7 protein-coding genes are annotated in these 12,294 nt (G+C 66.9%); 4 read left to right on the forward strand and 3 right to left on the reverse strand.

Features of this window, described 5'->3' with window-relative positions; all coding sequences use genetic code 11:
• The first annotated feature begins 117 nt into the window (after window positions 1–117).
• On the forward strand, window positions 118–1,998 hold the full coding sequence (locus tag AB1281_RS07280; RefSeq protein WP_430345446.1) for an ATP-binding cassette domain-containing protein: 1,881 nt from the start codon (window positions 118–120) through the stop codon (window positions 1,996–1,998).
• A 171-nt stretch (window positions 1,999–2,169) separates the two neighbouring features.
• On the opposite strand, the gene AB1281_RS07285 is transcribed toward AB1281_RS07280, so the two are convergent.
• Both AB1281_RS07285 and AB1281_RS07290 read right to left on the reverse strand, forming a co-directional pair.
• Window positions 2,170–2,631: a c-type cytochrome gene (locus AB1281_RS07285; protein WP_006430887.1), complete on the reverse strand. Its 462-nt coding sequence runs from the start codon at window positions 2,629–2,631 to the stop codon at window positions 2,170–2,172.
• 9 nt (window positions 2,632–2,640) lie between these two features.
• Window positions 2,641–3,012, reverse strand: coding sequence for a c-type cytochrome (locus AB1281_RS07290; protein WP_197578696.1), 372 nt, complete (start codon window positions 3,010–3,012; stop codon window positions 2,641–2,643).
• Window positions 3,013–3,217: 205 nt separating this feature from the next.
• Here AB1281_RS07290 and AB1281_RS07295 point away from each other — a divergent pair, with 205 nt between their 5' ends.
• The 3 genes from AB1281_RS07295 to AB1281_RS07305 are packed head-to-tail and all read left to right on the forward strand — an operon-like array spanning window position 3,218 to window position 10,958.
• Entirely contained in the window at window positions 3,218–4,363 is a 1,146-nt protein-coding gene (locus AB1281_RS07295; RefSeq protein ID WP_014036886.1) for an efflux RND transporter periplasmic adaptor subunit, read from the forward strand.
• Complete coding sequence (locus tag AB1281_RS07300) at window positions 4,360–7,881, forward strand: efflux RND transporter permease subunit (protein WP_430345447.1); 3,522 nt, start codon at window positions 4,360–4,362, stop codon at window positions 7,879–7,881. Before AB1281_RS07295 ends, AB1281_RS07300 begins: the two co-directional genes overlap by 4 nt.
• Window positions 7,878–10,958, forward strand: coding sequence for an efflux RND transporter permease subunit (locus AB1281_RS07305; RefSeq protein WP_430345448.1), 3,081 nt, complete (start codon window positions 7,878–7,880; stop codon window positions 10,956–10,958). Before AB1281_RS07300 ends, AB1281_RS07305 begins: the two co-directional genes overlap by 4 nt.
• Before the next feature lie 115 nt (window positions 10,959–11,073).
• Here the strand turns inward: AB1281_RS07305 and AB1281_RS07310 are convergent, their stop codons facing one another.
• Window positions 11,074–12,294: a TraB/GumN family protein gene (locus AB1281_RS07310; RefSeq protein ID WP_430345449.1), complete on the reverse strand. Its 1,221-nt coding sequence runs from the start codon at window positions 12,292–12,294 to the stop codon at window positions 11,074–11,076.

The raw sequence follows: 12,294 nt of genomic DNA on the forward strand, positions 1-12,294 counted from the left end.
GCCATCCCACAGGAAACCAGCTTTTGACGTTGCCGTTGAGGTTGCCGGCCAGCGGCCGGCACTACCGCGGGTGCCGGGTGCAACCCGGCCGACGCCCCCAACCCGTACAATATCCGGATGCCTCTGATTACCCTACAGAACGTCGACTTCAGCGTCGGCGGCCCGTTGTTGCTGGAAAAGGCCGAACTGTCGATCGAGCCGGGCGAACGCATCGCCCTGATCGGCCGCAACGGCGCCGGCAAATCCACCCTGCTCAAGCTGCTGTCCGGCGACCACAAGCCCGATGACGGCGAAGTCCGCGTGCAGCAGGGCGTGCGCGTCACCCGCCTGGAGCAGGAAGTGCCGCATGGCGCGGCCGGCTCGGTGTTCGACGTCGTCGCCGATGGCCTCGGCGAACTGGGCCAGTGGCTGGCCGAGTTCCACCACCTCAGCCATGCCGAGGTCTTCGACGGCGAAGCGCTCGGCAACGTGCAGGCCAAGATCGACGCCGCCAACGGCTGGGGCCTGGACCAGCGCGTCAGCGAAACCCTGACCAAGCTCGACCTGGATGGCGAGGCCGAGTTCGGCCGCCTGTCCGGCGGCATGAAGCGCCGCGTGCTGCTGGCCCGTGCGCTGGTCTCCAGCCCGGACGTGCTGCTGCTGGACGAACCGACCAACCACCTGGACATCGAAGCCATCGACTGGCTGGAAGCGTTCCTGAAGGGCTGGAGCGGCAGCGTGGTGTTCGTCACCCATGACCGTCGTTTCCTGCGTGCGCTGGCCTCCCGCATCGTCGAGATCGACCGCGGCCAGGTCACCAGCTGGCCGGGCGACTGGGCCAACTACGAGCGCCGCCGCGAGGAACGCCTCAATGCGCAGGCGCAGGAAAATGCCCGCTTCGACAAGCTGCTGGCGCAGGAAGAAGTCTGGATCCGCCAGGGCATCAAGGCCCGTCGTACCCGCGACGAAGGCCGCGTGCGGCGCCTGAAGGCGATGCGCACCGAACGTTCGCAGCGCCGCGACCTCAGCGGCAACGTCAAGATGGAAGCCGCGCAGGGCGTCAGCTCCGGCAAGAAGGTCATCGACGTCAAGGACATTTCGTTCGCCTTCGGCGAGCGCACCATGGTCCGCGATTTCACCACCACCATCCTGCGTGGCGACCGCATCGGCCTGATCGGTCCCAACGGCAGCGGCAAGACCACGCTGCTGAAGCTGCTGCTGGGCGAACTGCAGCCGGCCAAGGGCGAGGTCAACGCCGGTACCAACCTGCAGATCGCGTATTTCGATCAGTACCGCGCGGTGCTGCGCGAAGACTGGAGCGCGATCGAGAACGTGGCCGAAGGACGTGATTTCCTCGAGTTCAACGGCAAGCGCAAGCACGTGCATGCCTACCTGCAGGACTTCATGTTCACCCCCGAGCGCGCGCGCGCGCCGATCACCCGCCTGTCCGGTGGCGAGCGCAACCGCCTGCTGCTGGCCAAGCTGTTCGCGCAGCCGTCCAACCTGCTGGTGATGGACGAACCGACCAACGACCTGGACGTGGAAACCCTGGAGCTGCTGGAAGAACTGCTGGGCGAGTACACCGGCACTCTGCTGCTGGTCAGCCACGACCGTGACTTCATCGACAACGTGGTGACCTCCACGCTGGTGATGGAAGGCGACGGCGTGATCGGTGAGTACGTCGGTGGCTACAGCGACTGGCAGCGCTATGCGGCCAGCGTGGCTGCGCCTGCTGCGGCCCCGGCAGCCAAGCCGGCGGTTGCTGCACCGGCTGCCACGGCCGCTGCTCCGGCTGCGCCCAAGCGCAAGCTGGCCTACAAGGAAGCGCGCGAACTGGAGCAGCTGCCGAAGACCATCGAGAAACTGGAAGGCGACGTCGAAGGGCTGACCTCGGCGATGAACGACCCGTCGTTCTACACCCGCAGCAGTGCCGAAGTGACCGCGCATACCCAGCAGCTGGCCAAGGTGCAGGCCGAGCTGGATGCCGCGTACGCGCGCTGGGAAGAGCTGGAAGGCTGAGCGGCTGCCGGCGCTGCCGGTGAACTCAGTTGATCTACGCGATGCGTGGATATCGGGATCCATGCGGACCAACGGTCCGCACCTACCGACGCCGAAGCCTGGTAGATCCACGCCATGCGTGGACGGCGGCATCAGTGCGGACCAAGGTCCGCACCCACCGGGGGCCGGCGGTCATTTGACCCCGTGCAGATCCCGCAGCTGGCTCGGCCGGCTGCCGAAATACGCGGCCAGATCGGCAATGTCCTGATCACTCAGGTCCTTTGCCTGCGGCGTCATCAGCGCATGCTGGCGGTCACCGGCGCGGTAGGCCTGCAGCGCGTGCGCCAGGTAGTCACCGTACTGGCCACCCAGCTTCGGATAGGTCGCATCGATCGGCGCATTGCCGTCAGCGCCGTGGCAGTCGATGCAGCTCTGGTTGGTGGCCTTGCCCTTCACCTTGGCGCGGGCTTCACCGGCGGCCTCGCGGCCTGCCGGCAGGCCAGCGGAGGACGAAGAACCGTGTTCGCCGCTGGCATGGCCCGGGTCGGCGGCGGACTTCTCGCTGTTTTCCACCTGCGACTGTGAACAGGCCGCCAGCAGCAGGGCAACGGACAGGGCGATGGCGTGACGCATCGGATGCGCGGCTTTCGACATGGGCGGGCCTTACTTGACGGTGGACAGGTAAACAGAGAGATCGGCGATCTCCTGTTCGCTGAAACTCATCGACTGCGCCTGCATCGTCGGATGCCGGCGCTTGCCCTGGCGGTACTCGGTCAGGGCCTGGGCCAGGTACTGCTGGGTCTGGCCGCCGATCTTCGGCACCCGGTAACTGGGGTAGGCGTTCTTGTAGCCGGTGATGCCGTGGCAACCCTGGCAGGTGTAGGCCAGCACGCGGCCATTGTCGAAGTTGCCGGTGGGTGCGGCGGGCGCCGGGGCCGGAGCGGGTGTGGCAGGAGCAGGAGCGGGCTGTGCGGCGGCCCCAAGGGGCAGGAGGACGGCCAGAGCGAGACAAGCGGCGAGCGGCTGCGGGCGCATGGTGTCGTTTCCGGGGATTCGGGTCTGGTCGTTCCGGCGTGGGGTACGGAACGACCCGAGTATAGCCTCAGGTTTCATCTAGCTGAAATGGGGGTGGGCCGACCAGCGGCGTGAAGACACCATGACCTTTGGGATATGGTGTTGCCGTGAAGTGGTGCATTACTTTGCTACCACACCTGTCCACGCATCCTCCAGGGACCTGACGATGTCGCACCCAACCTTCCTGTCCGGCCGTCGCAGCGGAATCTGCGCTGCCGCACTGCTGATCTCCACCTCCCTGCTGCTGGGCGGTTGCGCCGCAGGGCCCAATTCCGAAGCCAAGGCTGCCGAGACCAAGGAGGAGAAGAAGGTCGACGCCGTCCCCGTCGAAGTCGCGGTGGCCAGCCATCGTGCCGTCGCGGCGAGCTACACCGGTACCGCTGCGCTGGAGCCACGCGCCGAGTCGCAGGTGGTGGCCAAGACCTCCGGCGTAGCCCTGGCGGTGCTGGTCGAGGAAGGGCAGCGGGTCACCGCCGGCCAACCGCTGGTGCGGCTGGACCCGGATCGCGCACGCCTGGCCGTTGCGCAGAGCGAAGCGCAGATGCGCAAGCTGGAAAACAACTACCAGCGCGCACAGAAGCTGGTTGGCCAGCAGATGGTCAGCGCCGCCGATGTCGACCAGCTGCGCTACGACCTGGAAAACGTCCGCGCGCAGTACCGCCTGGCCACGCTGGAGCTGTCCTACACCACGGTGGTGGCGCCGATCTCCGGCGTGATCGCCTCGCGCTCGATCAAGACCGGCAACTTCGTGCAGATCAACACGCCGATCTTCCGCATCGTCGACAACTCGCGGCTGGAAGCCACCCTCAACGTGCCCGAGCGCGAGCTGGCCACCCTGCGCGCCGGCCAGCCGGTGACGCTGGCGGCGGACGCGCTGCCGGGGCAGAGCTTCACCGGCACCGTCGATCGCATCGCGCCGGTGGTGGATTCGGGCAGCGGTACGTTTCGCGTGGTCAGCGCCTTCGACGGCGCCGCACACGCGCTGCAGCCCGGCATGTTCGGTCGCATCCGCATCGACTACGACCAGCGTGCCGATGCGCTGGTCGTACCGCGCCTGGCGTTGCTCGACGACGGTGAGCCGGCGGTGTTCCGCGTGCGCGAAGGCAAGGTCGCACGCGTTCCGGTCAAGCTGGGTTACGCCGAGGGCCCGTGGGTGGAGATCCGTGATGGCCTGGCGGCCGGTGATCAGGTGGTCACCGCCGGCAAGGTCGCCCTGCGCGACGGCACCACGGTGCAGGTGATTGCCGACCCGAAGGCGAAGACGGTCGCTGCGGCCGCCAAGCCGGCAGACAAGGCCGGGAGCAAGCAATGACCGCCCCGGGCCACGACCACGGTGCCTCGCCGGCGAGCGACGGCGCCGCCGCCAGCATGCGCGGCGGCCTGGTGGAATTCGCCACCCGCCGCCGCGTGACCATCGCCATGTGCACGATCACACTGCTGCTGTTCGGCCTGATCGCGCTGGGCAACCTCAAGGTCAACCTGCTGCCCGACTTGAGCTATCCGACGCTGACCGTGCGCACCGAATACACCGGTGCAGCGCCGACTGAAATCGAAACCCTGATCACCCAGCCGGTCGAAGAAGCAGTCGGCGTGGTCAAGAACCTGCGCAAGCTGAAGTCGGTCTCGCGTACCGGCCAGAGCGACGTGGTGCTGGAGTTCGCCTGGGGCACCAACATGGACCAGGCCAGCCTGGAGGTGCGCGACAAGATGGAAGCGCTGAACCTGCCGCTGGAGGCCAAGGCCCCGGTGCTGCTGCGCTTCAATCCGTCCACGGAGCCGATCATGCGCCTGGTGCTGTCGAACAAGGCGGCGCCGACCAGCGATGCCGATGCGGTGCGCGAGCTGACCGGCCTGCGGCGCTATGCCGATGAAGACCTCAAGAAGAAGCTGGAGCCGGTCACCGGCGTGGCGGCGGTCAAGGTCGGTGGTGGCCTCGAGGACGAGATCCAGGTCGACATCGACCAGCAGAAGCTGGCGCAGCTGAACCTGCCGATCGATACCGTCATCAAGCGCCTGAAGGACGAGAACATCAACATCTCCGGCGGCCGCCTGGAGGAGGGTTCGCAGCGCTTCCTGGTGCGTACCGTCAACCAGTTCGCCGACCTGGAGGAAATCCGCAACCTGCTGGTGACCACCCAGGCCGCCAATGGCAGCGCGGCGGACTCGGCGCTGCAGCAGATGTTCAACATCGCCGCGTCGACCGGTTCGGCGGCCGCCATCGCGGCGGCGTCGGCGGCACAGAGCGCGTCGTCCGGTGGTGGCTCCAGCGTGGTTGCCAACGGCGTGCCGGTGCGCCTGAAGGACGTCGCCACCGTGCGCCAGGGCTACAAGGAGCGTGAAGCGATCATCCGCCTGGGCGGCAAGGAATCGGTCGAGCTGGCCATCTACAAGGAAGGCGACGCCAACACCGTGTCCACCGCCGAAGCGCTGCGCAAGCGCCTGGAGCAGATCAAGGGCACGTTCCCGTCCGATGTCGAGCTGACCACCATCGAGGACCAGTCGCGCTTCATCGAGCACGCCATCGCCGACGTCAAGAAGGATGCCGTGATCGGCGGCCTGCTGGCGATCCTGATCATCTTCCTGTTCCTGCGCGATGGTTGGAGCACGTTCGTGATCAGCCTGTCGCTGCCGGTCTCGATCATCGCCACGTTCTTCTTCATGGGCCAGCTCGGCCTGAGCTTGAACGTGATGTCGCTGGGGGGCCTGGCATTGGCCACGGGCCTGGTGGTGGATGACTCGATCGTGGTGCTGGAGAGCATCGCCAAGGCCCGCGAGCGTGGCCTGGGCATCCTGCAGGCGGCCATTGCCGGCACCCGCGAAGTGAGCATGGCAGTGGTCGCCTCGACCCTGACCACCATCGCGGTATTCCTGCCGCTGGTGTTCGTCGACGGCATCGCCGGGCAGCTGTTCCGCGACCAGGCCTTGACCGTGGCGATCGCCATCGCGATCTCGCTGCTGGTGTCGATGACCCTGATCCCGATGCTGAGCTCGCTGAAGGGGCGGCCGCCGCTGGCGTTCCCGGATGAGGCGCCGAACGAAGCATGGCAGCCGCAGAAGCGCTGGCAGAAGCCGGTGGCGCTGGGCCGCCGTGGCGTGGTCGCCAGCGTGCGCTGGAGCTTCTATGCGCTGGCCTGGCTGGTGGTGCGCCTGTGGCGCGGCGTGGTCGCGGTGATCGGCCCGGTGATGCGCAAGGCCAGCGACCTGGCGATGAAGCCCTATGCCGGCGCCGAGCGTGGCTACCTGCGCCTGCTGCCGAGTGCGCTCGCGCATCCGGGCAAGGTGCTGGGCGTGGCCGCCATCATTTTCGTGGCGACCATGGCGCTGGTGCCGATGCTTGGTGCGGACCTGATCCCGCAGCTGGCGCAGGACCGTTTCGAAATGACGGTGAAGCTGCCGGCCGGCACGCCGCTCAAGCAGACCGATGCGCTGGTGCGCGAGCTGCAGCTGGCACACGGCAAGGGCGAAGGCGTGGCCTCGCTGTATGGCGTAAGCGGCAGCGGCACCCGGCTGGATGCCAGCCCGACCGAAAGCGGTGAGAACATCGGCAAGCTGACCGTGGTGATGGAAGGCGGCGGCAATGCGCACACGGAAGCGGCGATCACCGAGCGCCTGCGCGGTACCATGAGCCAGCACCCGGGTGCCCAGGTCGACTTCGCGCGGCCGGCATTGTTCAGTTTCTCCACGCCGCTGGAAATCGAGCTGCGCGGGCAGGACATGGCCACCCTGGAAGTGGCCGGCCAGCGCCTGGCAGCGATGCTGCGCGGCAATGCCCACTACGCCGACGTGAAGTCGACGGTGGAAGAGGGCTTCCCGGAAATCCAGATCCGCTTCGACCAGGAGCGTGCCGGTGCGCTGGGCCTGACCACCCGCCAGATCGCCGACGTGGTGGTGAAGAAGGTGCGCGGCGACGTCGCCACCCGCTACAGCTTCCGCGACCGCAAGATCGACGTGCTGGTGCGTGCGCAGGAAGGCGACCGCGCCAGCGTGGAGAGCATCCGCCGGCTGATCGTCAACCCGGGCAGCACCCGCCCGGTCACGTTGGACGCGGTAGCCGACGTGGTCGCCACCACTGGCCCCAGCGAGATCCACCGCGCCGACCAGACCCGGGTGGCGGTGGTGTCGGCCAACCTGCGCGACATCGACCTGGGCGCGGCCATGCGCGAAGTGCAGCAGATGGTGGCCGAGCAGCCGCTGGGCGCGGGCGTCGGCCTGCACATCGGCGGCCAGGGCGAGGAGCTGGCGCAGGCGGCGAAGTCGCTGATCTTCGCCTTCGGCCTGGCGATCTTCCTGGTCTACCTGGTGATGGCCTCGCAGTTCGAATCGCTGCTGCACCCGTTCGTGATCCTGTTCACCATCCCGCTGGCGCTGGTCGGCGCGATCCTGGCGCTGATGCTGACCGGCAAGCCCATCTCGGTGGTGGTGTTCATCGGCCTGATCCTGCTGGTCGGCCTGGTGACCAAGAACGCGATCATCCTGATCGACAAGGTCAACCAGCTGCGCGAAGCCGGCGTGGCCAAGCACGAGGCACTGGTGGAAGGTGCGCGCTCGCGCCTGCGCCCGATCATCATGACCACCCTGTGCACGCTGTTCGGCTTCCTGCCGCTGGCGGTGGCGATGGGCGAGGGCGCCGAAGTGCGTGCACCGATGGCGATCACCGTGATCGGTGGCCTGCTGGTGTCGACGCTGCTGACCCTGCTGGTGATCCCGGTGGTGTACGACCTGATGGATCGTCGTGGCGACGCCTACTACCGTGAGCGCGGCCGCAAGCACGCCAGTGACGGCCTGCATGGCGACGAGGGCGGCACGGCAGGTGTGGAGGAACCGGCATGAGTGTTGCCGAGTTCTCCATCCGCCGCCCGGTCACCACCATCATGTGCTTCGTGTCGCTGGTGGTGATCGGCCTGATCGCTTCGTTCCGGCTGCCGCTGGAGGCGCTGCCGGACATCTCCGCGCCGTTCCTGTTCGTGCAGATTCCGTACACCGGCTCGACCCCGGAAGAAGTGGAACGGACCATCATCCGCCCGGTCGAGGAATCGCTGGCGACGATGACCGGCATCAAGCGCATGCGCTCGTCGGCCACCTCCGAGGCGGCGCTGATCTACATCGAGTTCAGCGATTGGGATCGCGACATTGCGATTGCGGCGTCCGACGCGCGCGAGCGTATCGATGCGATCCGCAGCGACCTGCCCGACGACCTGCAGCGCTACAACGTGTTCAAGTGGTCCAGCAGTGACCAGCCCGTGCTGAAGGTGCGCCTGGCCAGCACCACCGATCTGACCACCGCCTATGACATGCTCGACCGTGAGTTCAAGCGGCGCATCGAGCGTATTCCCGGCGTGGCCCGTGTCGATATCACCGGCGCGCCGCCGAACGAGGTGGAGATCGCGATCGATCCGAACCGGCTCAACGCGCATGGGTTGAGCATCAACGAGCTGAGCGAGCGCCTGCGCACGCTGAACTTCTCGATCTCGGCCGGGCAGATCGACGACAACGGCCAGCGCGTGCGCGTGCAGCCAGTGGGCGAGATCACCGACCTGCAGGAGATGCGCGATCTGGTGATCAACGCCAAGGGCCTGCGCCTGGGCGATATCGCCGATGTCCGCCTGAAGCCGGCGCGGATGAACTACGGGCGCCGCCTGGACGGCAACCCGGCGGTGGGCCTGGATATCTTCAAGGAGCGCAGTGCCAACCTGGTGGACGTCTCGCGTGCGGCGCTGGCCGAAGTCGAGGCGATCCGCGCGCAGCCGTCGATGCGCGACGTGCAGATCAAGGTGATCGACAACCAGGGCAAGGCGGTGACGTCCTCGCTGCTGGAGCTGGCCGAGGCCGGTGCGGTTGGCCTGATCCTGTCGATCACGGTGCTGTTCTTCTTCCTGCGCCATTGGCCGTCGACGCTGATGGTGACCCTGGCCATTCCGATCTGCTTCACCATCACCCTGGGCTTCATGTACTTCGTCGGGGTGACACTGAACATCCTGACCATGATGGGCCTGCTGCTCGCCGTGGGCATGCTGGTCGACAATGCCGTGGTGGTGGTGGAAAGCATCTACCAGGAGCGCGAGCGCATGCCGGGGCAGCCACGGCTGGCCTCGATCATCGGCACCCGCAACGTGGCCATCGCGCTCAGCGCCGGTACGCTGTGCCACTGCATCGTGTTCGTGCCGAACCTGTTCGGCGAGACCAACAACATCAGCATCTTCATGGCGCAGATCGCGATCACCATCTCGGTCTCGCTGCTGGCCTCGTGGCTGGTGGCGGTCAGCCTGATCCCGATGCTGTCCGCACGCATGGCCACGCCCAAGCTGGTGCACTCGCAGACTGGCCTGATCGCGCGCCTGCAGCGGCGCTACGCACAGCTGCTGGACTGGTCGCTGCATCACCGCGGTTGGAGCCTGCTCGGCATCCTGCTGGTGGTGCTGGTCAGCCTGGTGCCGATGAAGCTGACCAAGGTCGACATGTTCGGTGGCGAGGGTGGCAAGGACATCTTCATCGGCTACATGTGGAAGGGTGCCTACACCTACCGCCAGATGTCCGAGGAAGTAGCGCGGGTGGAGAACTGGATCGACCAGAACCGCGAACGCCTGCACGTGAAGCAGGTGTACTCCTGGTACAGCGAGCAGGAAGGCAGCTCCACGGTCGTCACCCTGGACGAAAAGTACGCCAAGGACATCAAGTCGCTGCAGGAGGAACTGCGCAAGGGCCTGCCGAAGTCGGCCCGCACCGATTACTTCGTCGGCAACCAGGGCGGCGATGGCGGTGGCGGCAGCAACCAGGGCGTGCAGGTGCAGCTGGTGGGCGATTCCAGCTCGATGCTGCAGGAGATCGGCCAGGAAGTGGTGCCGTTGCTGGCGCAGCGTGCCGAACTGCGCGATGTGCGCATCGACAACGGCGAGAAGGGCGGCGAGCTGAAGGTGCGCGTAGACCGTGAGCGTGCCGCAGCGTTCGGCTTCAACGCCGAGCAGGTGGCCAGCTTCGTCGGGTTGGCGCTGCGCGGCGCACCGATGCGTGAGTTCCGCCGCGGTGACAATGAAGTGCCGGTGTGGGTGCGCTTCGCTGGCGCCGAGCAGAGCAGCCCGGAAGACTTGGCCGGTTTCAGCGTGCGCACCGGCGATGGCCGCAGCGTGCCGCTGCTGAGCCTGGTCACCGTGGACGTCGGTTCGTCGGCCACCCAGATCGGACGCACCAACCGCCAGACCACCTTGACCATCAAGGCCAACCTGGCCGAGAAGATCACCGCACCGGACGGGCGCAAGGCGATTGAAGCCGTGCTCAAGCCGATGAATTTCCCGGCCGGCTATGGTTTCACCTTCGACGGCGGTGACTACGGCAACGATGACGAAGCCATGCAGCAGATGGTGTTCAACCTGCTGATCGCGCTGGTGATGATCTACGTGGTGATGGCGGCGGTGTTCGAGTCGCTGCTGTTCCCGGCGGCGATCATGAGCGGCGTGCTGTTCTCGATCTTCGGCGTGTTCTGGCTGTTCTGGATCACCGGCACGTCGTTCGGGATCATGTCCTTCATCGGCATCCTCGTGTTGATGGGCGTGGTGGTGAACAACGGCATCGTGATGATCGAGCACATCAACAACCTGCGGCGCAGCGGCATGGGCCGCACCCAGGCACTGGTGGAAGGCTCACGCGAACGCCTGCGGCCGATCATGATGACCATGGGCACAGCGATCCTGGCAATGATCCCGATCTCGCTGACCGATACGCAGATGTTCGGCAATGGCCCGGAGTATTCGCCGATGGCGCGTGCGATCGCCGGCGGCCTGGCGTTCTCGACGGTGGTCAGCCTGCTGTTCCTGCCGACGATCTACGCGGTGCTTGACGACCTGCGCACTGCCGTGACGCGGCTGATCCGCCGTGCGCGCGGCCTGGAAATGGTGGCGGGTACCCCGGTGTAGCGGTCGAGCTTGCTCGACCGTAGGGAGCGACAACGTGTTGTGGTGTGGGGGAGGCCGGTCGTAGTGGGGCGGCCTCCCCCTTTTTTTTTCCGCCGGGCCATGCCCGGCGGGACCATCAGCCCGCCACCTTGCCCCAGACCTTGAACGTGGTCAGCCACAGGCCCAGCATGCTGCCCAGGTTGGTCAGCATGAAGGTCAGCACCACGCGGGTGACACGGTTGCGATACCAGCCTTTCAGGCTCTGCGCATCATCGCGCAGCTTCAGGAAGTCCTCGTACGCTGGTTTGCGCAGCCGCGCTTCCACCAGCGCCGAGAATGCACCGGTCGGGATGCTCAGGCGGAACGGCTTGAACGGGGCCACCGCGATCGCGGTGAGGATGCTCAGCGGGTGGCCGCCGGCCAGCAGGCAGCCCAGGCCCGCCAGGCCGCCGGTGTACATCGCCCAGGTCGCCAGCAGCTCGGTGCCCACGCCCAGACCGCCGCGGTAGAAGCCCACGCCGATGCCGGTCGCCACGATCGCCAGGATGCCGAGCGTGAACCACGGAATGTTGCGCTTCTTCGGCACCGCCTCCAGCTCGGCACGCAGCGGCGCCGGTACCTCGGTGTCGGTTTCCAGGTAGCGGGCCAGCCCGGCAAGGTGACCGGCACCGACCACTGCCAGCACCTCACGCTGCTGCGGATCGTGTTCTTCGCGCAGGCGCGTGGCCATGTAGCGGTCACGCTCGCCGATGATGGTCTCGTACAGCGCCGGGCTCTCGCTGGCGAACTCGCCGAAGCTTGATTCCAGCATGTCGCCCTGCTTGAGCTTCTCGATCTCGTTCTCGCCCACTTCCTCGGACGAGAACAGGCCGGCGCCAAGCCCGGCGACCAGCTTCAGCTTGCCGAAGAAGCCCAGCCGCTGCGACGCACGGCGAAAGGTCAGGCCGACCTCGCGGTCGATCAGGTGCACGGGCAGGTTGCGCTCGCGTGCCAGTTCCACCGCGCGCTTCAGTTCGGCACCGGGCTCGATGTCGAGCTGCTCGGCCAGGCGGCGCTGGTAGGCGGACAGGGCCAGGTTGGCGGCGAACAGGGCGACGCGGCCCTTGCGGATCACCTCGACCAGGTCGAGCTTGGCCAGCGTGTCCGGGTCGCTCAGCGCCTGCAGGCGCTGCGGGTCCAGTTCAACGGCAACGGCATCGAAGCGGCCGCTGTCGATGGCCTTTTCAACGGCCTCGACGCTGGCGCGTGAGACGTGGGCGGTGCCCAGCAAGGTGTAACGCACGCCGTCGCGTTCGACGACGCGCACCGGCTGGCCGGCGAACAGGTCGTCGCCGGTTTCGGGAAGGGTTTCAGTCAT

The organism is Stenotrophomonas sp. NRRL B-14846 (genome assembly GCF_050473585.1).
In the GTDB taxonomy this organism is placed as follows: Bacteria; Pseudomonadota; Gammaproteobacteria; order Xanthomonadales; family Xanthomonadaceae; genus Stenotrophomonas.